19 protein-coding genes are annotated in these 26,165 nt (G+C 54.5%); 14 read left to right on the forward strand and 5 right to left on the reverse strand.

Going from position 1 to position 26,165, the window contains the following annotated elements:
* Nucleotides 1–5: 5 nt before the first annotated feature.
* The gene (locus BG52_RS09945) at nucleotides 6–851 is read left to right on the forward strand and encodes a carbohydrate ABC transporter permease (RefSeq protein WP_036584443.1); all 846 of its coding nucleotides are present in this window, start codon (nucleotides 6–8) and stop codon (nucleotides 849–851) included.
* 75 nt (nucleotides 852–926) lie between these two features.
* Nucleotides 927–2,432 (forward strand): alpha-glucosidase/alpha-galactosidase, encoded by a 1,506-nt coding sequence (gene melA, locus BG52_RS09950; protein ID WP_036584441.1) that lies wholly within the window; start codon nucleotides 927–929, stop codon nucleotides 2,430–2,432.
* A 94-nt stretch (nucleotides 2,433–2,526) separates the two neighbouring features.
* Here the strand turns inward: melA and BG52_RS09955 are convergent, their stop codons facing one another.
* Entirely contained in the window at nucleotides 2,527–3,462 is a 936-nt protein-coding gene (locus tag BG52_RS09955; protein ID WP_036584439.1) for an ArsR/SmtB family transcription factor, read from the reverse strand.
* 179 nt (nucleotides 3,463–3,641) lie between these two features.
* Between BG52_RS09955 and BG52_RS09960 the strand changes: the two genes are divergently transcribed.
* The 4 genes from BG52_RS09960 to BG52_RS09975 all read left to right on the forward strand — a co-directional run bounded on the left by BG52_RS09960 (nucleotide 3,642) and on the right by BG52_RS09975 (nucleotide 9,534).
* Nucleotides 3,642–6,359 carry a glycoside hydrolase family 2 protein gene (locus tag BG52_RS09960; RefSeq protein WP_223298977.1) on the forward strand — a complete coding sequence of 906 codons (2,718 nt, stop codon included), beginning with the start codon at nucleotides 3,642–3,644 and terminating at the stop codon, nucleotides 6,357–6,359.
* Nucleotides 6,360–6,466: 107 nt separating this feature from the next.
* Complete coding sequence (locus tag BG52_RS09965; protein WP_036584436.1) at nucleotides 6,467–7,759, forward strand: extracellular solute-binding protein; 1,293 nt, start codon at nucleotides 6,467–6,469, stop codon at nucleotides 7,757–7,759.
* An 85-nt stretch (nucleotides 7,760–7,844) separates the two neighbouring features.
* Nucleotides 7,845–8,723: a carbohydrate ABC transporter permease gene (locus tag BG52_RS09970; protein ID WP_036584552.1), complete on the forward strand. Its 879-nt coding sequence runs from the start codon at nucleotides 7,845–7,847 to the stop codon at nucleotides 8,721–8,723.
* A 4-nt stretch (nucleotides 8,724–8,727) separates the two neighbouring features.
* Nucleotides 8,728–9,534 (forward strand): carbohydrate ABC transporter permease, encoded by an 807-nt coding sequence (locus BG52_RS09975; RefSeq protein ID WP_036584434.1) that lies wholly within the window; start codon nucleotides 8,728–8,730, stop codon nucleotides 9,532–9,534.
* Between the two features lie 567 nt (nucleotides 9,535–10,101).
* Here BG52_RS09975 and BG52_RS09985 read toward each other — a convergent pair.
* From BG52_RS09985 to BG52_RS09995, 3 genes are all read right to left on the reverse strand, one after another.
* Nucleotides 10,102–10,884, reverse strand: coding sequence for a hypothetical protein (locus tag BG52_RS09985; protein ID WP_036584430.1), 783 nt, complete (start codon nucleotides 10,882–10,884; stop codon nucleotides 10,102–10,104).
* A gap of 544 nt (nucleotides 10,885–11,428) precedes the next feature.
* Nucleotides 11,429–12,718, reverse strand: coding sequence for a dicarboxylate/amino acid:cation symporter (locus tag BG52_RS09990; RefSeq protein WP_036584427.1), 1,290 nt, complete (start codon nucleotides 12,716–12,718; stop codon nucleotides 11,429–11,431).
* A 108-nt stretch (nucleotides 12,719–12,826) separates the two neighbouring features.
* The gene (locus BG52_RS09995) at nucleotides 12,827–13,861 is read right to left on the reverse strand and encodes a DctP family TRAP transporter solute-binding subunit (protein WP_036584424.1); all 1,035 of its coding nucleotides are present in this window, start codon (nucleotides 13,859–13,861) and stop codon (nucleotides 12,827–12,829) included.
* Nucleotides 13,862–13,962: 101 nt separating this feature from the next.
* Here BG52_RS09995 and BG52_RS10000 point away from each other — a divergent pair, with 101 nt between their 5' ends.
* The 4 genes from BG52_RS10000 to BG52_RS10015 all read left to right on the forward strand — a co-directional run bounded on the left by BG52_RS10000 (nucleotide 13,963) and on the right by BG52_RS10015 (nucleotide 18,401).
* Nucleotides 13,963–15,591, forward strand: coding sequence for an ATP-binding protein (locus BG52_RS10000; RefSeq protein ID WP_449578415.1), 1,629 nt, complete (start codon nucleotides 13,963–13,965; stop codon nucleotides 15,589–15,591).
* On the forward strand, nucleotides 15,542–16,285 hold the full coding sequence (locus BG52_RS10005) for a response regulator (protein ID WP_036584422.1): 744 nt from the start codon (nucleotides 15,542–15,544) through the stop codon (nucleotides 16,283–16,285). Before BG52_RS10000 ends, BG52_RS10005 begins: the two co-directional genes overlap by 50 nt.
* A gap of 68 nt (nucleotides 16,286–16,353) precedes the next feature.
* Nucleotides 16,354–17,772: an NAD-dependent malic enzyme gene (locus tag BG52_RS10010; RefSeq protein ID WP_036584420.1), complete on the forward strand. Its 1,419-nt coding sequence runs from the start codon at nucleotides 16,354–16,356 to the stop codon at nucleotides 17,770–17,772.
* Nucleotides 17,773–18,038: 266 nt separating this feature from the next.
* Complete coding sequence (locus tag BG52_RS10015) at nucleotides 18,039–18,401, forward strand: hypothetical protein (RefSeq protein WP_223298978.1); 363 nt, start codon at nucleotides 18,039–18,041, stop codon at nucleotides 18,399–18,401.
* A gap of 234 nt (nucleotides 18,402–18,635) precedes the next feature.
* Here the strand turns inward: BG52_RS10015 and BG52_RS10020 are convergent, their stop codons facing one another.
* Complete coding sequence (locus tag BG52_RS10020) at nucleotides 18,636–20,054, reverse strand: ammonium transporter (RefSeq protein WP_036584417.1); 1,419 nt, start codon at nucleotides 20,052–20,054, stop codon at nucleotides 18,636–18,638.
* A 251-nt stretch (nucleotides 20,055–20,305) separates the two neighbouring features.
* Between BG52_RS10020 and BG52_RS10025 the strand changes: the two genes are divergently transcribed.
* The 4 genes from BG52_RS10025 (at nucleotide 20,306) to BG52_RS10040 (ending at nucleotide 26,144) form a co-directional block, all read left to right on the forward strand.
* Complete coding sequence (locus BG52_RS10025; RefSeq protein ID WP_036584415.1) at nucleotides 20,306–22,249, forward strand: primary-amine oxidase; 1,944 nt, start codon at nucleotides 20,306–20,308, stop codon at nucleotides 22,247–22,249.
* A 128-nt stretch (nucleotides 22,250–22,377) separates the two neighbouring features.
* A complete protein-coding gene (locus tag BG52_RS10030; RefSeq protein ID WP_036584411.1) occupies nucleotides 22,378–23,154 on the forward strand; it encodes an IclR family transcriptional regulator in 777 nt (258 codons plus the stop codon).
* Between the two features lie 81 nt (nucleotides 23,155–23,235).
* Nucleotides 23,236–24,387, forward strand: a complete 1,152-nt coding sequence (gene rpoN, locus BG52_RS10035) for an RNA polymerase factor sigma-54 (protein WP_036667190.1) — start codon at nucleotides 23,236–23,238, stop codon at nucleotides 24,385–24,387.
* Nucleotides 24,388–24,923: 536 nt separating this feature from the next.
* Entirely contained in the window at nucleotides 24,924–26,144 is a 1,221-nt protein-coding gene (locus BG52_RS10040) for an IS110 family RNA-guided transposase (RefSeq protein ID WP_036667191.1), read from the forward strand.
* Nucleotides 26,145–26,165 lie beyond the last annotated feature (21 nt).

Here is a 26,165-nt window from a genome sequence, read left to right on the forward strand (position 1 = left end):
AAGCTTTGCTCATCGAAAAAAAATATCAGATTTGGATCAAGGTACTGACCTACGCGGTTTTGCTGGTTTTCGCCGTTTATACTTTGTTCCCGTTTCTGTGGATGGTTTCCACCTCCATTAAACCGCCGGAAGAGGTACGCAGCGCTTCGCCGAGCTTTTTCACGTCGAACCCCACGGCCGAGCACTATTACAATATTTTGGCATTGTCGAAGTTTCCTTTGTACTTTGTGAACAGTTTGAAGGTGGCCGCCATTACGACTGTGCTTGCAATCCTGCTCTCCATTTTCTCCGCATATGCGCTCAGCAGGCTGACTCGGGTGCGGGGAGTGCGTTACGTCTCCACGGGCATGATGATGACGCAGTTGATTCCCAGTGTTTTGCTCGTGCTGCCATTGTATGTATTTATGATGAAAACGCAGCTGCTGGACACGTTTTACTCGCTCATTATCGCATACACCACGTTTATGCTGCCGATGTGCGTGATGATGCTGAAAGGCTTCTTCGACTCCATTCCCTACGAGATGGAGGAGTCGGCGATGATTGACGGCTGCAGCCGTCTCGGCATCGTGATCCGGATGATTATACCGCTGTCGCTTCCAAGCATTATCGCGACCTCGCTTTTTGCTTTTGTCGGTGCCTGGAATGAATTTTTGTTCGCGTTTACGTTTATCAACAAGGACGAATTCCGAACGCTTACTCCTGGCCTGTCGCTGCTGCGCGGTCTGTTTACCACAGACTGGGGCAGTCTGATGGCAGCGTCTGTTCTCTCGGTCATGCCTATCGCCCTTTCGTTCGCTTACTTGCAGCGCTTCCTAGTGGCGGGCCTCACGGCGGGATCGGTCAAGGGCTAGCGGGAATGCGAAATGCCTTGATTGTCGTGACCAGTGCATGACCAATGAAACTATCATGAAGCGGAGGGTTTTCAGATGTCTTTTAAAACCGCTTTTATCGGCGCCGGCAGTATTGGTTTCACGAGGGGGCTGCTGCGGGATCTTTTGTCCGTGCCCGCGTTTCGCGATATCGACATTTCGTTTACCGACATCAATCGGCATAATCTCGATATGGTTGCCCAGCTGTGCCAACGCGATATTGAGGAAAATGGGCTGCCCGTTCGCATTCACGCAACGACCGACCGGCGCGAGGCGTTGAAAGGGGCCAAATACGTCATTTGCACGTTTCGCGTCGGCGGACTTGAGGCATTCGCAACCGATGTCGACATCCCGCTGAAGTATGGCGTCGATCAATGCGTCGGCGATACGTTATGCGCCGGGGGCATCATGTACGGTCAACGCGGAATCGCCGTCATGCTTGAAATATGCAAAGATATCCGCGAGGTCGCGGCCGAGGACGCGCTGCTGCTCAATTATGCGAACCCGATGGCGATGCTGACATGGGCATGCAGCAAGTACGGCGGTGTGCGGACGATCGGGCTGTGCCACGGCGTGCAGCACGGACATCGGCAAATTGCCGATGTCTACGGTTTGAATCAGGAAGAGGTCGATATTATATGCGCAGGCATCAACCATCAGACCTGGTATATACAAATCCGCAGCAATGGGAAAGACCTGACCGAAGGATTGCTGGAGGCATTCGAGCAGCATCCGGAATTCAGCCGCACGGAGAAGGTCAGGATCGATATGCTGCGCCGTTTCGGTTATTACAGCACGGAATCGAACGGTCATCTCAGCGAATACGTGCCGTGGTACCGCAAACGCCCGAATGAGATTATGGAATGGATCGATCTAGGGTCATGGATTAACGGGGAAACGGGCGGTTATCTGCGCGTATGCACGGAAGGGCGAAGCTGGTTCGAAACCGATTTTCCGAATTGGATGAAAGACCCTGCACTGGTTTACGCGCAGGAGAATCGGGGACAGAAGCATGGCTCCTATATCGTCGAAGGCCTGGAAACGGGACGCGTCTACCGCGGGCATTTCAATGTCGTGAACAACGGGATCATTTCCAATCTGCCGGACGATGCGATTATTGAAGCGCCGGGTTATGCGGACGGGAACGGCATCTCCATGCCGCATGTCGGAGCGCTTCCGCTCGGTCCGGCTGCGGTGTGCAATGTCAGTATTTCCGTGCAGCGCCTGGCTGTCGAGGCGGCGGTAACCGGAGATGACAAGCTGCTCCGTCAGGCGTTCATGATGGATCCGCTTGTCGGAGCGGTATGCAACCCGAAAGAGATAGGTCAGATGGTCGATGAGATGCTGGTGGCGCAGGAACAATGGCTGCCGCAATACGGTCCGGCCATCGCCGCCGCGAAAGCGCGGCTGTCGGAGGGCCACTTGATTCCGACACGCAATTATGAAGGCGCGGCGCGCATCAAGGTGAAATCGATAGAGGAAATGCGGCAGGATCGTGCGGCCGCCAACCGCAACGCGGGAGAATCCGACAAAGGCAAGGATCGAGCGGCTATCGTGAAATAACAATTAGAGAATCAGTGTTTAATGACCAACAAGCCCGGGAACCTGTAAAGCGGGTTCCCGGGCTCTTTTTGCCGATCATCGAGCTATGATGCTCCTATTCCGTGGTGCTGCGAATGAAAGACAATACGATATCCTGCGGATGGTCGCCGAAGCTGCTGCCGAACAGATTGAGGCCTCGTTTATTCACCGCATCCTCACGAACCTCGAAGCGGACGCGGATCGGCTTGTTGAACGCCAGATCAAGGGCATCGATTGTTGTCGGCGCGGACAATCGATCATTCACACGGCTGCCTTCTCGGGTAACATGCCATTCGGTAAGCATTCCGTATTCAGTGCCGCCTTTCCATCGCTCGGGCGTTAGTTTTCCCTTGCGGTCTCCAAAGTCGGCAGGGCTGGTCCAGGTGCCGATGGGCTTATCGTTAATGGTGAGCGATATATCGGAAGGCCAGTCTTCCCGGAAAGCGACAGCCTCGGAGCAAAGCTCTGCCCGTATGCGAAGCTCCTCCAGCTTAACGCCCGGCGGAAGCGGGTTGGCAAAATAATATTCCACGTAACCGGCTTCGGCAAACCATAAGAGGGCGGCCTCTGTCCGCTCAGGCATATAGAATACGCGAGGATCGTCCTGGGATCCGATGAGCATGCCGTCCCGATTGATCATGCCGCAAGGCGGCCGGATCGAACATTGTGAGTACATGCCGATCGGCATGTGTATTTCTTCAATCTGGTGTAACCCTTCGCCAGGCTTTGCAGGCAGCTCAAGCAATATCGAGCGGCAGGTGACGGAGCAGATTTTCTCCCGATTCGCGCCCTGCGTGGATACGACGAGCTCGGCCTGCTCCAGCGTCTGCACATTGATGGAGATGGTCGGCTGGGCAACGCCAAGCGCCTCGGCGAGCTGATTAATGCTCATCGGCTGGTTGCCCAGCGCTTCAAGTATGCGGACACGAACGTCGCCGGAGAGCGCTTTCGCCACATCGAGAATACGGGAGGCGGGATAACGGATGGTGTCCTGTCGATTGATATCAGTCATTGCAGGATTCCTTTCTCAAAGGAGGTCAAGTGAATTTAGTTTACTATAAATTATTGATATTGTAAATTTATAATATACATTGCGTAAACATAATACATATGTTAAGATGATGTCGAAATCATAAATGAAAGGTAGTGCTCGTAATGGTTACAGAAGCTATGACATCCGGGACTGCAACGATGCCGCGACCGGAATATCCCCGTCCGGATTGGCAGAGGAGCGAATGGCTCAATCTGAACGGTGTATGGTCGTTTCGATTCGATCCAAACAACGAAGGTATCGGTCATTGTTGGCAGACGATAGATGAAACCGCTTACGATCAAGCGATTACGGTTCCGTTCTCCTGGACAAGTCCCTTGTCCGGCATCGGTAAGGACGTGAAAGGGATCGGCTGGTATCGTCGTACGCTGAACTGGAAGCCGTCCGAAGCCGGTTCGCGCATTTTCCTGCGTTTCGGCGCCGTCGACTATTCCTGCGATGTCTGGGTCAATGGCGCACATGCCGGTTTCCATAAAGGCGGATACGGAACATTCGAGTTTGATATAACGGACACATGGAAGCCGGACGGAGACAATACGATCGTCGTGCGTGCGGAGGATCACGACAACGACTACCAAACGCGCGGCAAACAGGGCTACGGCGAAATCCGGGGAATCTGGCAGCCGGTTTGGTTGGAAGCGCGGCCGCAAGCTTATGTGCGGGATGCCAAGTTTGTGACATCCCTCGACGGGCGAGTCGATTTGACGGTTGCCGTGCAAGCACACAAAGCCGGCCCTGCGGAATTGACGCTCAGGTTCGCGGAAGGCGCGGTAACGCATACGCAGCAGCTGACGGTTTCCGCAGGCGAGAACAAGATTACCGCGTCGTTTACGGTCAACGATCCACAGCTATGGAGTCCGGAAACGCCGTATTTATACGAAGGAGAAATAAGGTTGTCGGGCGATTTCGGCTTGGATACCGTCAGCACCTATTTCGGCATTCGCGAGATCGGTACGTCGAGGTTCGGCGGCAGAGGCTACCGGTGGATTACGCTCAACGGTAAACCTGTGTATCTGAACGGTACGCTGGACCAGTCGTTTCATCCGACCGGCTACTTCACCTATCCGTCCGATGATGAAATGAGAGATGAAATCTTCCTCATGAAGCGGCTTGGACTTAACTTCGTCCGCATTCACATCAAACCGGAAGAGCCGCGCAAGCTGTACTGGGCCGACAAGCTCGGCATTCTGGTGATGGAGGACATGCCCTGTTTCTGGGGACGTCCGGACGAAATTGCACGCGCTGCATATGAGCATGAAGCGCGGGAAGTCATCGACCGGGACTACAATCATCCGTCCATCTTCTCATGGGTGATGTTTAATGAGACCTGGGGCCTGATGTCGGGCGATATGACGCCGGGGCTGGCGAGCGATATCACCAAGCGCGACGGCTTTCTGCCCGAAACCCAGCAATGGGTGCGGGACATGTACCGCTGGGCGAAGCGGATCGACCCGTCAAGAATCGTGGAAGACAACTCGCCGTGCAACGGGGACCATGTCGAGACCGACATTAATACGTGGCATTTCTATATCAACGGCTATGACCAGGTTCGTGCGCATGTGAGTGAAGTGGTGGAGAAAACGTTCCCCGGCTCCGACTTCAATTACATCGGAGGCAATGTACAAACGGATGCTCCGCTTATGAACAGTGAATGCGGCAACGTATGGGGTATCGATCACGGCGCTGGCGACAGCGACCTCGCATGGCATTACCGCTATATGATGAACGAATTCCGGCGGCACGACAAAATGTGCGGCTTCGTGTTCACCGAATTCCGCGACGTTACCAATGAGTTCAACGGCTATTACCGGCTGGATGGCTCCGACAAGCATTTCGGATATGAAGCTTTCGTGCCGGGCATGACATTGGCCGATCTGCATTCACCGGACTTCCTTGTCATCGACGCGCCGCCGTCCCAAACGGTGGAAGCGGGAGAGAACGTAACCGTGCCGCTGCTGCGTTCAAGCTTCTCGGACCGGTATCACGGTCATACGCTCAAGGTCTCATGGGAGCTGCATTACGACAATCTCGGCACACGCACTGTAGCCGATCGCGGAATCGCCGACGCCGCTTGGGACGGCTACGGCGTGGCAGCCATAGCGCCGCTCACGGTCGGCATGCCCAAGCAGGATGCCGTCGCCGTGCTGGCGATCCGTTTGTTGAACGAAGCAGGGGAAACCGTTACGAGAAATTTCATTACGTTCGATGTGCGCGGGGGCGAAGAGAGTGGCGTGTACGATGCCGAAGGAGCTTTCGTTGGCATCCCTGTCGGCAGCTTTGCCGGAAATTCCTTCTCTCACCAATGGGAAGCGATTCAAGGGGCGAAAGTGAACGGCGCCGGGCACGGGAAATTCGTGTATGACGTTAAGCTCCCGGACCAATCGGTGCAGGAATTCATCGGGGACATCGAAATCCTGTTCGAAGCGAGCGCCAAGCGCGTATTGACCCGAAACGTGGAGGGTGTAAAGGAGCAAGCGATGGGCGTTCATTATATGCACGGCGCTGCGGCGAACGTAGAGCATAATCCGAACACCTATTACATGACTGACGACGAGCTGCATGAGTCGAAGGTAAATGTCCTGATCGATGGGGAGCGGATCGCATCGGTATCGCTGCCTGACGATCCGGCCGACAGTAGAGGCGTGCTGTCATGGCACTATCAGCCGGTGGCGAACAAGCTGGATGAAGCGGGTTCTTACGGTTATTTGTGCAAAATCACCGTGCCGGGCCGCGTGGCCGCCGTGCTCGACCGAAGCCGAAACTTCCGTTTGGAACTTGAAGCGGACGAAGGCGGACTTGCGCTGTACGGGCGCAATGCCGGCCGTTATCCAATCGACCTGTTGATCCGTTATCGCTGATCGTACAATCGACAAGGAGGTGATGCTTATTGAACCTCGTTTAAAGCAATCATTTCTAATCGAAGAAACTTGACTGCTTCCAATCATGGAATAAGGGGAGATCTGAAATGAAAAGAAGATTTGGTTTCTTGGTAGCTGCAGTACTTGTATTGTCCATGATGCTCAGCGCATGCAGCGGCGGCAACAGCAATAACGGCGGAGCAAATGAGGCTGCAAACGGAGGATCTGAAAACAACGGCGCGCCCGCAGCAGGAGAGAAAATCACGCTGTCCTACTGGACGCTCTTTTCCGGCGGCGATGGTGAGAATATGGATGCTCTCATCGCCGAATTCAATAAAACCCATCCGAATATCGAGATCAAAAATACAAAGCTGGAATGGGCGGAGTACTACACGAAGTTGATTACCGCGGTGGGGAACGGGAACGGCCCGGATATCGGTATTTCCCATGTAACCGGGCTGGATGACGTTGCCGATGCGGCAGGCGTGGATTGGGGCACCTACAACGAGAATCTTCTGAATGCGACCGTTGTGGACGGTAAGCATTATGCGGTACCGATCGACACGCATCCCTTGATCATGTATTACAACAAAAAACTGTTAAGAGACGCCGGACTGCTCGGCGAAGACGGAAAGCCGGTTCTGGAGCAGTCTGCTGATGGCTTTACTACGTTCTTGTCTACCCTTAAGGAGAAGCTCCCAAGCAGCGTAACGCCTTTCGCGTTTGAGAGCAAAGATCAAGATCCATACCGTCTCTGGTGGTCTCTGTACAAGCAGCAGGGCGGGAACGACGTGATTTCTGAAGACCAGAAATCGGCGGAGATCGATGCGGACAAGGCTGCGAAAGCGGCGGGGTACATTCAAGACCTGTACGTCAAGGGCTTCATCAAAAAGAACGATCCTGATTTTTATAAAACGTTTCAGAGCGGCGCGGGCGCCATCACGATGACCGGCGTCTGGGCAACCGGAACCTGGGAGTCGACGAAAGGCCTCGAGTTCGGCGCCATGCCGATCCCGAAAATTTTCGACCAGGAAGCAACATGGGGCGACTCTCATACGATCGTTCTGCCGGTGACGAAGGACGAAGATCCTGCCAAACGGCAAGCTGCTCTGACCTTTGCCAACTGGGTTGCCGACAACGGGCAGATTTGGGCCAAAGCCGGCCATATTCCTTCCAAACCGGCAGTCATCGAGAAGCAGGAGTTTAAAGATATGCCATATCGGAGCGATTATGTAGCCGTTGCCGACACGGTTGCATTCGGTAATCCATCCACGAAGAGCTGGCAAATTCGCGACCTGGCCATTGTGAAATATCTGAATGAAGTATGGGCGAATAAAATGACGCCGGCCGATGCCATCGCCAAGATGCAGCCGGAAATTCAAAAGGTTATTGACCAATAAAGCAGCGATAGGATTCGGCTTTCAGCTTGCAGCCCGACTGCAAGCTGAAACGCCAAGCAGCGGGGGAGAGGTGAAGAGCGTGCAAATGAACCGATGGAGAGCAGATGCGCAGGCGCTGCTGTTTCTGCTCCCCTTTCTGGTAGTCTATGTTGTGTTTACAATCTGGCCGATGATCAAAGGCTTGGAAATGAGCTTTTACAAATGGACGCTGATCAAAAAAATGAAATACGTCGGCCTCGATAATTACAATCAAATGCTGCAGGATACGGCGTTCTGGTCGGCAGTCTGGCATTCGCTGCTGTTCGTTATCCTGAGTACGCCGGCCATGATCGTGCTGGCCATTGTGCTGGCTCTGATCGCAAACCGGCGGTCGAGGCTGCAAAAGTTTTATCGGAGCGTCTTTTTTCTGCCCAGTATATTATCGGTTGCGGTAGCTTCCTTCCTGGGTTTGTTCATTTTTCAGCCTTACACCGGCTTATTAAATACGCTGCTTCATCTCATCGGGCTGCTGCCCGATAACAAGGAGATTTTTTGGCTGAACGAAACGAACCTGGCATGGATTGCGGTTACCTTGCTGACATTGTGGTGGACGGTCGGCTTTAACTTCATTCTGTACCTTTCCGCGATGCAGGATATTCCCGAAGATGTATATGAAGCGGCGCGGCTCGACGGTGCGAACGACTCGCAAATTTTCTGGCGCATTACGCTGCCGATGCTTAGCGGGATAACCAAAACGATCACGATGCTGCAGATTATTGCTTCGTTTAAAGTCTTTTTGCAAATTTACATCATGACAGGCGGGGGCCCATTGGATCAAACAAGGCCTATTATCCAATATATCTGGCAGACGGGCTTCCGGGAGAACAACCTCGGCTATGCTTCGGCCATGTCTTATATGCTGTTTGTCATCCTTCTCGTGTTATCCGCGTTTCAGTATTGGCTGAATAACCGGAAGGGGGCTTAACGGTATGAAGTGGATCATTCGATTGTTTTCCATGCTGCTCGCTCTGCTGTTTATCTTCCCTTTGATCTGGATGCTTATTGTGTCGGTTAAGGTGGAAGGGATGAAAATCACAACGCTGCTCGACTGGTTTACCCCGCCTTATTCGTTTGCCGTTTATCAAGAAGTGATGACGCAAACGAAGCTGATGCAGTGGGTTTGGAACAGCTTTTTTGTAGCCGTCTGCGTTATGGTTCTGACCGTCTTAATGGCTGCGATGGCCGGATATGCGATGTCCAAAATCAATTTCAGGTACAAAAGCTTCATGTTCTTTTTTATTCTGGCAGGGCTGCTGATTCCGGGTGAAGCGATTTTGATCCCGCTTTATCAGGTGGCGAAGGATCTGGACATTCTGAATTCGTATCAGGGACTCATTTTTCCGGTGCTGGCATCGCCGTTTGCGATCATCATACTCAAAAGCTTTTTTGACGGCGTACCGAACGATCTGATTGAGAGCGTCCAAATCGACGGCGGCGGTATATGGCGGATATTCGGAAGCATCATGCTGCCGCTCGTTCGGCCGGCCTTGGCCTCTATGGCCATTCTGACCTTCATCGGCTCATGGAACAACTTCCTTTGGCCGTTCCTATCCGTTACGGACGATAACCTGTACACGCTGCCGATGGGCATTCCCACGCTAATGGACCAATATACGGAAGATTACGTGAAACCGATGGTTATCAATACGATCTCATCGATTCCGATAATGATACTTTTCTTGATTTTTGAACGCCAGATTGTCAAAGGAATCAGTATGTCGGGGATAAAAGGATGATGAAATGAAAAATCGAGGGTGGAAAGATGAACCCATCGCGGGAACCAGTGTGAGAACTGGAGTGCCATCGGCAACACCGTTAACGGCAGCATGGCCGAGTTTGTGGCCGTCCCCGCCGGAAATATCGTCAAGCTGCCCGACACGATGTCATTAGAGCAGGGCGCGTTCATTGAGCCGATGGCGTGTGTCGTCTACGGGATGAACCGGCCCATGGAGAAATCCATGGGCCTTAGCTGTCCAGAAAGTCGGCGCGCACTGCCAGTGGAACAAAGGTCGCATCGGCAATTGGTTCGACCGGTTCTTCCCGGAGTATGCCGGCGTCTTCAAGAACTGGGACGGCTAAGCATCGCTCATGACGATGAGGGCGTTCCCGCTGCCAGCGGACATCGTCGGGCAGGGGGGCCAGAGACGTCCTGGCTCACTGGAACGTGCCGGGAGTTGGAGCGATTACCGTGGCCGAATTTCTGGTGCCTTCAGCATCGCTCGCGATCTGATTACGAAAACAAAGGCCGAGCCTGAATACCGTGAGCTGGCCTATCGGCTGATCGAACGCTCGACGGTGTAAAATCAGGTTTTGTCGACCTCGATTTTGGCCGGGTTGTTGATTTTGTAAGGGACGGGATGCTTCGTGAGCTTCTTGGCTACGATTTTCCCGTCGAACCGGATCGTATCCCCGACTTCCAGTTCCAGTTTCTTGAGCGTGGCGCTGTGGCTCGACCATGCTGCTCCGATCTCGGTTGGCGGCTCTTCAATCGCTACGGCCTCGTAGATGACGACTTCATCCTCCGTATCCGAGAAATGGTTCGGCACCGTCGTAAATTCCTTTACGGTTGCCGTCATACGAACTTTTTCTTCCGGCATCTGGGGTTTGGACGTCTTTTCTTTTTTGGCTTTCGCCTTGGCAGGCTGATTTGCCTTAGCCGCTTCCGCCTGTGCTCGCGCTGCCTCTACAGGTTGAACGGCTTCAACTGCTTGCGGCGTCTCATGCTTCGCAGTCTGCGGTTCCGCGCTGCGGGACTCAACGCCAAGAGCCTTCTCGCTATCCGTCTCTATCGATGGTTCAACTGAAGCCGACAGCTTCTGGCCGTAATTCGCCGCCTGCATCTCCTTCAGGTACGAGGGGTGGATGCAGTGCCGCTGCTCGTTGTCGAATGCGATGACCGCAGTCATTTTATCGACGTAGCCGATCATGCTGCAGGTCAGATTCATGCCGTTGCCCTTATAGACAAAGGTCTTTGTTCTGGAAGCTTTCTCGGAAAGCAATCCCCACTCCTTGCATTGTGCGAGCTGTTCGGCCTCGCTGTCGAAGGCGATATACGCGGCCGGCTCGATGATGAACGAATATCCCATAGCTTCTCCGCCTTTCTTGTACCCACGAGTATTCTACCACAACGAACAGCAAAAAGGCTGCCGGCTCGTTCGGCAGCCTTGACGCATATAAGGCGGGGACTAGGATTACCGGGCATTGCCGTCTGCGCCGTGCGGCCGGTTGCCCGATCCGGGACCGTAAGGCGGAATAGCCGCAAAGTCAGGAGCCTGTGTGGCATTGGTCTGTTTGGATTCCGCAGCAAGTAGCAGGAAAAGCTCCCGATATCTTCTTTATTAGAGGTATGCGTCGGATCTAACAGAATTTCTCCCTCTAATTCGGCAAGTTGCTGATAAAGGAGGCATTTTGCACAACGTTAGCGGGAGTTTTTCCCACATACGGGTCCCACGAGAACATTTGGGCAAAATTAACGGGAGCTATTCCTGCTCGCCTTGGCGGGACTTCCGCTGCAAGCGAAAATGTGGGTTTATTCAGCCTGCTTCTCTATCGCGGGCGCTTGGGGAACAAAGAAAACCTTCAATAAAAAACAGGCCGACCGGAAACCTCCGGCTGGCCTGTTTGCTCGCTTTACACCGACTTCGCTATACGTTTCGCTGCCGGACGCATGTCATCCGCGGCTGCTTCCGGCTGCCCGCCCGGATGGAACTCATTCTCGGCCTTTGCAACGATGACGGTCGCCACGCCGTTGCCGATCAGGTTCGTAATGGCGCGCGCTTCCGACATGAAGCGGTCGACGCCGAGCAGCAGCGCCATGCCGGCCAATGGAATCGCAGGGAAGGCGGCCAGCGTTGCGGCTAGCGTGATGAAGCCGGAGCCCGTGACGCCCGCGGCACCCTTGGAGGTCAGCATCAATACGCCGAGCAGCGTAATCTGCTGCCAGATCGACAAGTCTACGCCGGATGCCTGCGCGACGAACATCGCCGCCATCGAGAGGTAGATCGCGGTGCCGTCCAAATTGAACGAGTAGCCGGTCGGAATGACTAGCCCAACCACCGGCTTGGAGCAGCCGTACTTCTCAAGCTTCTCCATCATGCGGGGCAGGGCGGACTCGGAAGAGGACGTGCCCAGCACCAGCATGATTTCCTCTTTAATATAGGCGATAAATTTGAATATGCTGAAACCGTAAGCTTTGGCGATCAGTCCCAACACAACGATGATAAACAACGCCATCGTAATATAGACGGAACCCATCAGCTTGCCGAGGGACGTAAGCGACTCAATGCCGAATTTGCCGATCGTGTATGACATCGCTCCGAATGCCGCAATCGGGGACACCTTCATAATCATGTTGACGATGCCGAAAAAGGCTTGGCCGAGCTTGTCGAACAAATCGATGACCGGCTTGGCTTTCTGGCCCATTGCCGTCAAGGATAAGCCGAACAGGATCGCAAAGAACAGGATGGGCAGCAGCTCGCCGCCCGCCATGGCGGCAACGACGTTCTCCGGCACGATTCCAACGACAAAGCCTATGAAGCCGTGGCTTGATTCGGCCGCCTTCTCCGTATATTGGGTGATGTCGCCCGTTGCGCTGCTCGCAACGATGCCGGCCCCTGGCTTAATCAGGTTGACGACGACCAGACCGATCGCAAGCGCGATCGTGGTAACGATTTCAAAGTACAGGAGCGCCTTGCCGCCGATGCGGCCAACTTTTTTCATGTCGCCCATGTTGGCGATGCCGTGCACCACGGTAAAAAACACGATCGGCGCAATAACCATTTTAATCAGCTTGAGGAACACATCGCCGAGCACCTTCAATTTTTCTCCCGTAGCCGGGAAAAAGTGGCCGAGCAGGATGCCGAGCACAATGGCGATAATAACCTGCACGGTTAAATTTCTGAAATTGATCCGGAACTTCATGGGACACAGCCTCTCTTTTCATTTTTTGAAAACGCTTTATATTTGTCCCAAGTGTAAAAGAGAGTTCGTTTCAAAACAAGAATAAGGTCATATTGTTCTTTTTGGTCGTTATGGTCGATCGATTTCCTCCAGCAAGCCGGGCCCGATCGTATCGGCAAACTCCTTATAGATCGGACTCAATTTGTCCTTCCACTGCGCTTTATCTTCATCCGTCAACGTGATGATGTCCAACCTGGCGCGTTCCCGCAGCAAGCGAAGGCCCTTCTCTTGCTTTAAGGCCGCCTGATTGTTCCAGGCCGTCGTTTCCCGCAATGCTTGCTCGATAATCAGCTGCACATCGGGGGGCAGGCCGTTCCAGAACTCCTCGTTAAAAATGACGACATATCCGAGGTAGCCGTGATTGCTGATGGTCATATAGCGTTGAAACTGATAGAGACGCTTGCTGAGAATATTCGAGATCGTATTTTCCTGCCCGTCGACGGCGCCGGCCTCCAGGTTGCGATATACCTCGTTGAACGGCGTGCTGATCGTACTCGCTCCAAGCAAATTGAACTGCCGCTCGAGCACCTCGCTTGGCTGAACGCGGAATTTCAATCCGCGAAAATCATCCGGTGTCCGCAGCGGCCGGACATCGTTCGTCATCTGTCTGAACCCGTTAGACCAGTAGGCGCCGCCTTTCATTCCATATGGCTCGAGCGTTTCGAACAGCCGCTTGCCGAGTATCCCCCGCAGCGCTTCATTGACATCCTGCTGATCGCGAAAGGCGAAGGGGAGGTCCATGACATACCAAGCCGGGTCTATCGCGTTCATATTTGAGAAGGAAGGGGCTATCATTTGGATGTCACCCCGCCGCAGCGCGGCGACCTCGCGGTTTTCCGAGTAAAGCATCCCGTTCGGAAACACCTGGATTTCAACCCGGTCACGCGATTTTTGCTTGACCAGCGCCGCAAAGCGGGCCGCAGCCAGCCCTTTGGGCGTATTCTCCGCTACGACATGACTGAATTTGATCACAATCCGGTCCTTCAATCCGGTCTGCTCGTCGTCATACGGAAGCTTTTCGCCGAAAATGGGCTGAAAGCCGACGACATAAGCGACGAGCAGGCCAAGCACCAGAAAAATGCCGATTCCTGCGATAGATTTCAAATGCGTTCTCCCCCGGTTGCTATTTTAGGCTTATTATTTCACAATGATAGGCAAAGGTAAATCGCACGAAAGGAGGAAGAGACACGTTACACCGGCTACGGATTTATTGGAAAATCATCCTGCTCTCGTTCGGACTCGTTCTGTTCTCCCTGGTAATCGGCGGCATTGTCCTGATCGGAAGCGTGACCCGGCTGCAGGAAAAGGAGCTCAGCCAGCGTTTGACCATCACCGCGCAAACGGTCGCCAATCTGCCGAGCGTGGTTGAAAGTATAAGCAGCAGTCCGAATCCGGCTGCGCATATAGCGCCGCTGGCGGATAACATCCGGATACTGAACGATGTCGCTTATATCGTCGTGCTGGATATGGACCGGAAGCGTTTGTCCCATCCGCTATCCGAGCGCATCGGGACGACGTTCAACTCGACGGATGGCGACCCGGCATTCGCCGAGCATATGTACGTCTCGAAGGTGCGCGGCGAGGCGGGCATCGGGCTGCGTTCCTACGTCCCGGTCATGAATAAATCCCGCGAGCAGATCGGCGTCGTCGTGGCGGGCGGTTTGCTGCCGGGTGTAGGCGAGCTGGTCCGCGCCGAGAAACGGTCGATCGCGGTAACCTCCCTGCTGTCTCTTATTTTCGGCATTTTCGGCTCGGCGCTGCTCGCCCGTCACATCAAGCGCCAGATGTTCGATCTGGAGCCGCACGAAATCGCCAGAATGTTCCGGGAACGCACCGCGGCGTTTCAGGCGATGCATGAGGGGGTCATCGCGATCGACCGGAATGAGAACGTTACGATTATGAACGAGCGTGCCAAACGGATTTTCGGGGTAAAGCGCAATGTGAACGGACTGCCGATTCGCGAGGTTATTCCAAATACCCGTCTGCCGGAGGTGCTGCATTCGGGACAAGCGATACTCGGCAAGGAGCTGAACATAGGCGGAACCGTCATATGGAGCAACCGGATTCCGATCCGTGAGAACGGCGTTCCGGTCGGGGCCATCGCCATTTTTCAGGACCGGACCGACCTTACCAGGATGGCCGAGGAGCTGACCGGCGTACGGGAGTTCGTGCATGCGCTTCGGGCGCAGAATCATGAGCATATGAACAAAATGCATACGATCGCCGGACTGCTGCAGCTTGGCAAACTGACGGAGGCGCTCGATTATTTGTTTGCGATTGCCGAACGGCAGGAGGAAATCACCCGCTTTTTGCAGGGTCATTTCCACGATGACGGCGTTGCCGGCCTGCTCCTCGGTAAAATAAGCCGCGGCAAGGAGCTCGGCATCGAGCTGACAATCGACAAGGACAGCCGCCTCGAACGGTTTCCCGGACTGCTTGACCGGCATGATTTTGTGCTGCTGCTAGGCAACTTGATTGAAAATGCATTCGACGCGCTGGCGGAATCGGATATGGCGCTGAAAGAAATTTATATCAGCATCAGGCAGGACGAGGAGCTGCTGGGCATATTGATCGAAGACAATGGCTGCGGCATGGACGAGGAGACGAAGGCGCGCATGCTGGAGCGGGGTTATTCGACCAAGAGCGGAGAAAGCCGGGGAATGGGCCTTTATTTGTTGAATGAGATCGTGGCGAAAGGCAATGGCGTGCTGAAATGCGATTCCTCGATCGGCTTAGGCACATCCATTGAAATTGTATTCCCGATGAAAGGGGGTGGAGACGGCGATGAGCAGAACGGAAAAAGCGGAGCTGCGGGTGGTTCTGATCGAGGATGACCCGATGGTCCAGGAGGTCAACCGGCTTTTTGTGGAGGAGGTGGAAGGGTTTCGGGTTGTCGGCACCGCGTCCAACGGCTCCGAGGGTCTCAAGCTTATCGGGGAATTGAAACCGGATTTGGTTGTGCTCGATATTTTTATGCCCTCGCTGGACGGCATCGCCGCGCTTCGGCGCATCCGTTCGATGGGGCTGCCTGTCGATGCTGTGGTCGTGACCGCCGCGAAGGATACCGAAACGATTCGCACGATGATGCGCAGCGGCGCGTTCGATTACATCATCAAGCCTTTCAAGCTGGAACGGATCCGGCAAACGCTGGAACGCTACCGCGCACAGCATGCCGCGCTGCGGCTGGGGGAGTCGGTGACGCAGGATGAGCTGGACCAAATTCTGCAGAGCGGGGAGGCAGGAGGGCAGGATGCGATGGCCGGGGAGTGGCCGGTCTCGGCGGACAATCTTCCCAAAGGGCTTAACGCCGCAACGCTTAAGCAGGTCCTTTCCGTCATCCGGCAGCAAGGCGGCAGGCTCTCGGCGGAGGAAACGGCGGAGGGAGTCGGGATCGCTAGAGTGACGGCCAGAAGGTATTTGGACTATTTGGAGAAAAGCGGAATCGTGCGCCTGGCGGTGCATTATGGAGGCGTCGGACGTCCGATCAATCGCTATGAATGGGTCCGCGAACAAAAAGACCATAAGTAACAATATGAACGAAAGCTTCCCATCATCACGGTGTAAGCGATAACATACAGACATGGAGCGTGATGAAGATGGCGATGCCGAAGTCGGCGAGCAGCAATATTGTCGTGCGTGTTGAAATGGACAGGGAGAAGGTTTCGTTCGGAACGATCGCAACGGCGATCGATGAAGCGGGCGGCGATATCGTCGCGGTCGATGTAAGCGGTACGGGAAAGAATGCGGATATCCGGGACATTACCGTTAATATTACCGAAACGAACAGCAAGGATCTTGTCACCCGGATATTGAACAAGCTGCCGGGCGTTCAAGTTCTGCAAATATCGGATCAGACGTTTCTGATGCATCTGGGCGGCAAAATCGAAGTCACGCCCAAAATGACGATTAAAACACGCGACGATCTATCTCGCGTATACACGCCCGGAGTGGCAAATGTATGCATGGCGATCCATGAGGATCCGGCCAGCGCCCATACGCTGACGATCAAGCGCAATACGATCGCCGTCGTATCCGACGGCACGGCGGTGCTGGGGCTGGGCGATATCGGACCGATGGCGGCGATGCCGGTCATGGAAGGCAAAGCCATGCTGTTCAAGCAGCTTGCGGGGGTAGACGCGTTTCCGATTTGTCTCGACACGCAGGATACGGAAGAAATTATCGCCACGATCAAACGGATTGCACCGGCGTTCGGGGGGATCAATCTGGAGGATATCTCCTCGCCCCGCTGCTTCGAGATCGAGCAGCGCTTGATCGATGAGCTGGACATACCGGTCTTTCATGACGACCAGCACGGAACGGCAGTCGTGCTGCTGGCCGGTTTGTACAATGCGGTCAAGCTGGCCGGCAAACGGCTTGAGGACTGTAAAATCGTGCTCTGCGGCATCGGCGCAGCCGGCATTGCCTGCACGAAGATTTTACTTTCGGCCGGCGCGACGCGGATCGTAGGCGTGGATCGCGACGGGGCGCTTGTTCGCGGACAGGCTTATGCCCACGAGGCGTGGCAGTGGTATGCGGAGCACACCAATCCGCAGATGGAGACCGGGGCGCTGTCCGACGTCATTGCCGGCGCGGATATTTTCATCGGCGTATCCGGTCCGGGCGTTTTGAAGCCGTCGGATATCCGCAAAATGGCCAAGGACCCGATCGTCTTCGCAATGGCCAATCCGACGCCCGAGATTGCGCCGGAGGAAGCGGAGGGGCTCGTCCGGGTCATGGCAACCGGCAGGTCCGATTATCCGAATCAGATTAACAACGTGCTTTGCTTTCCGGGACTGTTCCGGGGCGTGCTTGACTGCCGGGCTTCAAGGGTGACGGAGGAAATGAAGCTGGCGGCGGCCAAGGCGATCGCCTCGGTCGTCAGCGAAGCGGAGCTGAACGAGTATTACATTATCCCGAGTGTTTTCAATCCGAATGTGGCCGACAGGGTCAAGGAAGCGGTCATCCAGGCGGCTTATGCGTCGGGGGTGGCAAGAAGACGCGAACGGGGGATGTAGCCAAGCGTACTATGTTTATTCGCTGATTAATGCAAGAGACGGCTGGGCCGGCAATATCCCCTCGCGGTAGACAATGTCAAAAGACATCTGGAAGATGGACTTGGACGATGCCGACCGGAGGGGATTTTTCATGGGGAAAACAAGCTGTTGATTGCCAATGAGGCGGACAACGTCAGGAAGGAGAGGTATCACGCGCAAAGCGGGACACGTCTTTTTTTCGCTGCCCTCACATACAAATAGAAGAGTCGGAGGGGGAGCGGGGCGAAATGGACGAGATGGATAAACACGAAGTCGTCAAACGTTATGCGACGCTGAAAAAACGGAAGGCCGTTCTGGAAGACGAGATGAACCGGCTCCGGGATCAAATAATCGGCTACTGCGAACAACGGCAGGTGACCGAATTCGTAACGGGGTTGTACCGGGTGAAGCTGATGCACCAGGAGCGGAAGGAATATGACGACCGGAAGCTTTATGAGGCGCTGTCCGATCCCGGCATGTGGCGCCAGATCTCGAAGGCGGACTCGGGCAAGATCGCAAGCATGCTGAAATTAAACGTGATTACCGCCCAGGTGTTGAGCGATACCTATACATCGAAGCGGATTGCTTTGCTGCAGGTGGAAAAGCAATAAAGTCGCGGACAAAGTGCGATCCGAAATATCAACGGAATAAACCCGGCTCAGCCTGCGTCAGCGCAGAGATGCGCCGGGTTTATTCGCCTATGAACCGCTCGCCGCTGCTGCCCGTCCTGCGAATCAAGGAAAACCCGCTGGCCAGGCAACCGATTGATGAAATACAGCAAATCGCTGGATGGCTGGTTAAGTTGATCCCGTCATGCTGCTGTTGAACAAGCTGAGCGCGGCGTTCTATACGCTCTTGATGCCCGGCTGTGCAGACATACCGCCTGCGGATGACGGGGCATGGTGGGCCGCCACCGTTTGGTTCCCCATCGTTTCAACCGTATGATAAGCGACTTCTCCATGCAGGCTGACGTCGAGGCCCGTCAATTCCTGCTCGTCGGTTACCCGCAGCGGCGTGAACAGTCCGATGACCTTCAAAATAACATACGTTCCGCAAGCGGCGAACAGCACGGCAACGGCTACATCGATCGTTTGGGTGACCACCTGCATCGGGTTGCCGTAGAGCAATCCGTTCGCCCCGGCGGAATTGACGCCAGTCGTCGCAAAAATACCGGTCGCAATCGCGCCCCACATGCCTCCGATTCCGTGTAGTCCGAATACGTCGAGCGAGTCGTCATACTGCAGCCGAGCTTTAAGGACATGCAAGCCCCAGTAGCAGAACACGCTCGCGAGCCCGCCGATGACAAGCGCGGATGGGATCGTGACAAAACCCGCAGCCGGCGTTATGGCGATAAGGCCGGCGATAACGCCGGTGACCCCGCCGACCATCGTCGGTTTTTTACCGCGTATCGTTTCCACGAGCAGCCACATCAGTCCGCCCGCACAGGCGGCGACCTGCGTAGTTCCGACGGCCAGCGATGCGAGTCCCCCAGAAGCAAGCGCGCTTCCGGCATTGAACCCGAACCATCCGAACCAGAGCGACATGCCGCCGATCAGAAAAAAAATCAGGTTATGAGGGGGCTGTGTCTGATGAGGGTAGGTGCGCCGTTTGCCTATTACAACGGCGGCCGTCAGCGCACTGACGCCCGAGAGGATATGTACGACCGTGCCGCCGGCGAAGTCAAGGCCGCCGAGCTTCGAGAGCCAGCCGCCGTTCCATACCCAGTGGGCCATAGGGGCATAGACGAGCGTAACCCAAAGCGCCGAAAAGACGATCCACACGGAGAAACGGATCCGCTCCGCCACCCCTCCCGAAATGAGAGCCGTTGTAATGGCGGCGAACATGCCTTGATAGAGCGCAAATAATAGATGCGGAATCGTCAGGCCGTCTTTTACCTCCAGTCCTACGCCTCGAAAGCCGGCATACGCAAGCCCCCCGATCAAGCCGCCGGCCTCGTTCGGACCGAAAGCGAGGCTGTATCCCCACAGCACCCAAACGACGGTTACAATCAGAAAGGCGCTCAGACTGTGCATGATGGTGGATAAAATGTTGCGCTGGCTCACCAGCCCGCCGTAGAACAGCGCCAAACCCGGCATGAACATAAACATAACCAGAACGGTCGATACCAGCAGCCAGGTCGTGTCACCTGTATCCGGCAGCACCGCATCGCCCTCCGCAAATACCGTTGCGGGCAAAGCCGACAAGCTTAGCGCTGTAAGACAGAGAATCGATAACAAACGTTTGGACCGGTTGATTCGCAGCATGACAATCCCTCCATTGTGATTTATGTCATCATTCTTAACATGAATAATGTCATAGGGAAGCCATTTCTTGTAGAACATTATATCGCTATGTGAGAAAGTCGATAAAAAATATTCAAGTATCCTGAATAGCGGGAAAATAAAAATAAAAGCGGATCTTTTCCCACTATTCGGGAAATCGGGCTAGGTGTTTATCATTTCCGTGATTAGGATTGTCATATAATCTAACATAACCGTAAGGAGATGAAGAAGCGATGATACAACAGTCCGTTACGCTTGGCACTCATCCGCTCGAACCGCTCAACAGGGAAGAGATTGTTTCCGCCATTCGAATACTGAAGGAGGGGCAAGCGTTGACAGCGGCCGACCGCTTCGTATCCGTTATGCTCAAAGAACCGGGTAAAGAGGTTGTGCAGCGCTTCGACGGGACGAAGTCGTTCGAGCGAGAAGCGGCGATCATCGTATTGAATAACGAGCGTAATGCTGCATATGAAGCGGTGGTCTCGATCGGCAGTGCTCAAGTCGTCTCGTGGAAGCATGTTCCGGGCGTTCAGCCATCGATCATGCTCGACGAGCAAATCGGATGCGAAGCTGCGGTCAAGTCCAGCTCCTTGTTCACAGACGCCTTAGAGCGTCTTGGAATTCCTGATTCGGGTCTCGTGATGGTCGATTTGTGGTCGGCGGGCAACTGGGGGACGGAGGAGGATGCGTCGTTGCGTCTGGCCCGACCGCTGTGCTTCCTTAGAAGCGATGACAAGGATAACGGTTATGCCCGCCCGCTTCCGCTTGTTCCGATCGTGGATCTGAACGCCATGCAGGTGCTGCGGGTCGAGGAATACGAGTATGCGAAAATCCCTTCGCAGCCGGCGAATTACACCCCGGACCGCGTCGGACCGCTCCGGACGGGCATCAAGCCGATTGAGATTATACAGCCGGAAGGTCCCAGCTTCTCGATCGACGGCCATGAGATCGAATGGCAGAACTGGAAATTCCGGATCGGCTTCAATGCAAGAGAAGGTCTGACGCTCCATACCGTCTCCTATCGGGATCAAGGGCGGGAGCGTCCGGTGCTGTACCGTGCGGCGCTGTCGGAGATGGTTGTACCGTACGGCGACCCCGGTGCGATCCAGAACCGGAAAAATGCATTCGACAGCGGCGAATACGGCATCGGTCAGCTGGCCAACAGCCTGGAGCTGGGCTGCGATTGCGTGGGCTATATCAAATATTTCGACGGCGTCATGTCCGACAGCAAGGGGGAGCTGTTCGTCATACCGAATGCGATTTGTATGCACGAGGAGGACTACGGCATCCTCTGGAAGCATACCGACTGGCGGACCAACGACGTGGAGGTAAGACGCTCTCGTCGGCTCGTCGTTTCTTCGATCTCCACGGTAGCCAACTATGAATACGGGTTCTTCTGGTACTTGTATCAGGACGGCAATATTCAGTTTGAGGTGAAGCTCACCGGTATTCTGTCGACTGCCGGGCTGCATCCGGGCGAAACGCCAAAATACGGCACGATGATCGGCCCCGACCTGTATGCCCCCAACCATCAGCATTTCTTTAACGTGCGGATGGATATGATGATCGACGGCAATGAAAACTCGGTGTATGAGGTGAACGTCGTTCCGGAGGAGCTTGGCGAAGGCAATCCGCGGGAAAATGCGTTTTACGCCCAATCCACGCTATTGACGACGGAATCGGAGGCGGTGCGCGACATCAAGCTCGAAACGGCCCGTTACTGGAAATTCGTCAACGACAACGTGAAGAACGATCTGGGGCAGTCCGTCGGCTACAAGATCATGACCGGAGAAAACTGCTTCCCGTTCGCCTCGGACAGCTCCAGTCTGATCAAGCGCGCGGGCTTCATTAAACATCATCTCTGGGTTACGCCTTATAACGAGAACGAAATGTACGCATCCGGCAAATACCCGAACCAGAATATCGGCGGCGACGGATTGTCGGCCTGGGTGGAACAGGACCGTCCCGTAGTCAACAAGGACATCGTCGTGTGGTATACGATGGGACACACACATGTGCCGCGTCCCGAAGATTGGCCGGTCATGCCGGCGGCCTATATCGGATTCACTCTGAAGCCGGTAGGCTTCTTCAATCAAAGCCCGGCGATCGATCTGCCGCCGTCTCCGAAAAAAAATTACTGCAGCAGCTCCGTGAAAGCAAGCGGCTGCCAAAGCTGAAGGAGCGATTGCGATGCAGCCGGGGTTTCGTTATGTTTTTTATGAGCAGCACGAAAACCCGGTATGCAGTTCCCCGGCTTACTGCTATAATCATGTTAGTTTATATAACATGGAGGGCGGCGAGGGCCATGTCGGGTGTCATTTCCAAAGCCATTCATATATTGGACCTTCTCGTTCCCCAGGGAAGCGAGAAGGAGATGAGCGTAACCGAGATCAGCAGAGAGCTGGGGATGCCGGTGCAAAGCGCTCACCGGATACTGGGCTCCCTGTCCCGGCACGGATTCGTGTCACAGGATGCGAAATCCAAGAAGTATAAGCTTGGGTTGTCCGTCATGAAATACGGTTTTTTGATGTGGGACAGTCTGATGCTGCGCTCGGTCGCCAGGCCCTTCATGGAGGAGCTGTCCCGAAAGACGAAGGAAACGATCTATTTGGCTACCCGGGAAAATGCGGAGGGTGTCTACATCGATTGTATCGATTCGCCCCATATCCTCAAAATCTCGGAGCCGATCGGGCTGCGCTTGCCGCTGTTCATCGGCGCCTCCAATCGGGTCATACTTGCTTACCTGCCCCGCAAGTCGAGAGAGGCTTTGCTTAAGGACGTCGATTGGACAGCGGTTCCCTCGCTGAAGCCGATGACAAGAGCGTACATCGACCAGGAGCTGGACCTCATCCGGCAGCAAAGGTATGCGATCACCTCCGGCGAGGCGACGAGCGGCACGACCGGGATTGGCGCGCCGATTTTCTCCTATGACAATACGGTGATCGGCTCGCTCAATTGCGCCGGTCCCTCGATGCGGTTCACTGAGCAGAATATCGAAAAATACAGCCGTTATACGATGAAATACGCGGATATGATCTCCAAAGAGCTTGGCTTCAGGGATCAATTCCGCAGACAAATATAACCTGTCGGGCAGGTGCTTGAAGCGGGAGGGTAGACAGCATGAACATACAGTATAACAGGGGAAGAAGGAAGGATCGATTCGATGTACAACAAGCTTGTTCAGACACAAGCCCAGAAGCTGACCGTTACGGCAAACATGCAACAGCGGTTGCATATGCTCCAGTGCTCGAATGTGGAGCTGGCCGACCTGCTGCAACGGGAGATAGGCGACAATCCCGTTTTGGAAGCCGATTTGGAGCGGCTGCTTCCCCAGCGGGATTCCATGCGGTCCGTTGGTGGCTTTGATCCGATTGCGGCTGCGAGACGAATGCCGGATACGCTGGAGCGGCACCTGTTGGGTCAACTTAACTGCCTTCAGGGCATTGCTCCGGATGTGTATGAGGCCGCCAAATATGTGATCGGAAATCTCGATGATAACGGCTATCTTGATCTCGATATCGGCCGGGCGGCAGCCGACCTGCAGCTGAAGGGCCGCGTGGTCGAGGAGGGGCTTCGCCATGTGCAGGCCATGGAGCCGGCAGGGGTAGGTGCCCGTAATTTAAGAGAATGTTTACTGATTCAATTGAGTCAAGCCGGATGCGAAGGGGAGCTGGTTTACCGGCTTGCCGACGGACATCTGGAGGATCTGGCCGCCGGCCGAATCGCAGCCATCGCGAAACGGCTGAATGCCGGATTGCCTGAGATCCGGGAAGCAGCCCGTATGCTGAAGCAGCTGTCACCGCGTCCGGGCGCCGGTTTTCAGAAGGAGAAGCCTCATTATGTCATACCCGATCTCGTCATCGCCGTTGAGGAAGGGGGACGGTTCTCCGTTCGCATGAACGGAAGGCTGTCCCAAGCCTTAACCATTAACAGCTATTACCAGCGCATAATAAAGACCGAGGCGGTGGACAAGGGTGAAAAACGCTACGTGGAGGAACGGCTTGCTTCCGCGCAATCGCTCATCAAATCGTTATGCGACCGGGAGAGAACGCTGCTGCGGGTAACCGAGGCGATCGCCTTCGCGCAAGCGGACTTTCTGCGCTGCGGGAAAGGAGGTCTGGTCCCGCTCAGCCTGAAAGACATCGCCGACCGGCTTGGCATGCATGAATCGACCGTCAGTCGTTCCGTCACGGGGAAATACGCACTAACGCCGCAGGGCCTGCTCGAATTGAAAGCTTTTTTTGCTTCGGGCATCCGGTCTTCGGACGGCGCTTTCGTTGCGGCGAATGCGATAAAGGAAGCGATCGTGCGATGAGCTGGCTTGGCCCAGCGGCTATGGAAACCATGGCCTCTAATTGCACAAAAATCCCCCCGTTCGCCAATGCTTGCTCCATACATTCGACGCGGGCGGGGTAGATTCCTACATTTAGATGCTCTGGTAATAAAAATTTGGAAATTTATTCATGCGGAAAGTGGGTTATAGTTACCCCCACCGCCATCCACGGCGTAAAGCACCGTATCAGAGTTCAGCCAATCATAGTACTCAGAACTCATATTAGTGATAAAAACGGGTTCTCCACCAATCTCTATATCATAGTAGACCTCCATGCCGCTGCCGCGGCACCATCAGATGATGAAAATGGGGTTGGTGACAGGATATAATGTTCTTACGGCTGGCGAAGGTAGGTCGTGTTACCTTGGTGTCGCGAACCCGATGAGTAGACTGATCACAACGACCAGGTGCATCACAGATTGTCGCTCCGTATAACGGAAGCACGCAGGGTAGATTAGCCTCGATATGGTTGTTGCACCAGCCTCGAAATACAGCAGCCGTAGAAAGGATGTACGTACATGCAAGTGGTGTATCAACGTTGCTGCGGGCTTGACGTGCATAAGAAGAATGTCACAGCCTGCGTCATCACGCCGAATGGGAAGGAGATTCGGACGTTCGGCACGATGACCGATGACCTGATGCAGCTGGCCGACTGGATCAAGCGTCATCGTTGTACCCATGTCGCGATGGAAAGCACCGGCGTTTATTGGAAACCCTTATACAACCTGTTGGAGTTAGAGGAACTGCATGTGATGATTGTGAATGCCCAGCACATTAAGGCCGTGCCAGGACGTAAAACCGATGTCAAAGATGCCGAATGGATTGCTAACTTATTACGGCATGGCCTTCTTCAAGGAAGTTTTATTCCGAATCGAGAGCAGAGGGAGTTGCGCGAACTGGTACGCTATCGCCGAAGTTTAATCGACGAACGCTCCCGTGAAGTCAACCGCATCCAAAAGGTGCTGGAAGGAGCCAACATCAAGCTTTCTTCCGTGGCGACAGACACCCTGGGCGTTTCGGGTCGGGCAATGATCGAAGCGATGATTCAAGGGGTTGAGGATCCTGAGGCACTATCCGACTTGGCCCAAAAACGGTTAAGGAGCAAGAAAGCCGACTTGGAACGTGCATTAAAAGGCCTGATCGGTCCCCATCAAAAGATGATGCTCGAAACCCAACTGCAGCATATTGACTTTCTGGACGAGCAAATCGCCAAATTGGATGAAGAAGTCAGGAACCGCATGCTCCCTTTTGAGGAGGACCTGGAGCGATTGGATACGATCCCCGGTGTGGGTCGACGAGCCGCTGAACAAATTTTGGCAGAAATCGGTGCCGATGTGAAGAATCAGTTCCCTTCCGCCGCTCATTTGTGTTCATGGGCAGGGATGGCTCCAGGTAATAATGAAAGCGCCGGAAAACGAAAGTCCGGCCGAACACGAAAAGGGAACAAGAAACTTCGACACGCTTTAGTCGAAGCGGCGCGGTCCGCCGCGAGAACCAGGAACACGTATCTTTCTGCTCAGTATCATCGGATTGCCGCTCGCAGAGGAGCCAATCGTGCTGCGGTTGCCGTGGGGCATACCATTTTAACCATCATCTATTATCTCTTGGTTCGTAAACAGGACTACGTTGAACTGGGTTCCGATTTTTACGACCAGCGTCGAAAGGACATCATCATCAAGCAGTCCATTAAACGGATAGAATCTTTGGGAGTCAGAGTCAGCATCGAACAATCAGCCTAATTCGGATGCTGATGTAACTAG

The sequence above is a fragment of the Paenibacillus darwinianus genome (genome assembly GCF_000598065.1).
Classification (GTDB): domain Bacteria; phylum Bacillota; class Bacilli; order Paenibacillales; family Paenibacillaceae; genus Paenibacillus_I; species Paenibacillus_I darwinianus.

What these genes read in the sequence shown, in the direction of transcription:
- melA (WP_036584441.1), top strand. Translation starts at nt 927, where the DNA reads ATGTCTTTTAAAACCGCTTTTATCGGCGCCGGCAGTATTGGTTTCACG.
- BG52_RS09955 (WP_036584439.1), bottom strand. Translation starts at nt 3,462, where the DNA reads ATGACTGATATCAATCGACAGGACACCATCCGTTATCCCGCCTCCCGT.
- BG52_RS09960 (WP_223298977.1), top strand. Translation starts at nt 3,642, where the DNA reads ATGCCGCGACCGGAATATCCCCGTCCGGATTGGCAGAGGAGCGAATGG.
- BG52_RS09965 (WP_036584436.1), top strand. Translation starts at nt 6,467, where the DNA reads ATGAAAAGAAGATTTGGTTTCTTGGTAGCTGCAGTACTTGTATTGTCC.
- BG52_RS09970 (WP_036584552.1), top strand. Translation starts at nt 7,845, where the DNA reads ATGAACCGATGGAGAGCAGATGCGCAGGCGCTGCTGTTTCTGCTCCCC.
- BG52_RS09975 (WP_036584434.1), top strand. Translation starts at nt 8,728, where the DNA reads ATGAAGTGGATCATTCGATTGTTTTCCATGCTGCTCGCTCTGCTGTTT.
- BG52_RS09985 (WP_036584430.1), bottom strand. Translation starts at nt 10,884, where the DNA reads ATGGGATATTCGTTCATCATCGAGCCGGCCGCGTATATCGCCTTCGAC.
- BG52_RS09990 (WP_036584427.1), bottom strand. Translation starts at nt 12,718, where the DNA reads ATGAAGTTCCGGATCAATTTCAGAAATTTAACCGTGCAGGTTATTATC.
- BG52_RS10005 (WP_036584422.1), top strand. Translation starts at nt 15,542, where the DNA reads ATGAGCAGAACGGAAAAAGCGGAGCTGCGGGTGGTTCTGATCGAGGAT.
- BG52_RS10010 (WP_036584420.1), top strand. Translation starts at nt 16,354, where the DNA reads ATGGCGATGCCGAAGTCGGCGAGCAGCAATATTGTCGTGCGTGTTGAA.
- BG52_RS10015 (WP_223298978.1), top strand. Translation starts at nt 18,039, where the DNA reads ATGGACGAGATGGATAAACACGAAGTCGTCAAACGTTATGCGACGCTG.
- BG52_RS10020 (WP_036584417.1), bottom strand. Translation starts at nt 20,054, where the DNA reads ATGCTGCGAATCAACCGGTCCAAACGTTTGTTATCGATTCTCTGTCTT.
- BG52_RS10025 (WP_036584415.1), top strand. Translation starts at nt 20,306, where the DNA reads ATGATACAACAGTCCGTTACGCTTGGCACTCATCCGCTCGAACCGCTC.
- BG52_RS10030 (WP_036584411.1), top strand. Translation starts at nt 22,378, where the DNA reads ATGTCGGGTGTCATTTCCAAAGCCATTCATATATTGGACCTTCTCGTT.
- rpoN (WP_036667190.1), top strand. Translation starts at nt 23,236, where the DNA reads ATGTACAACAAGCTTGTTCAGACACAAGCCCAGAAGCTGACCGTTACG.
- BG52_RS10040 (WP_036667191.1), top strand. Translation starts at nt 24,924, where the DNA reads ATGCAAGTGGTGTATCAACGTTGCTGCGGGCTTGACGTGCATAAGAAG.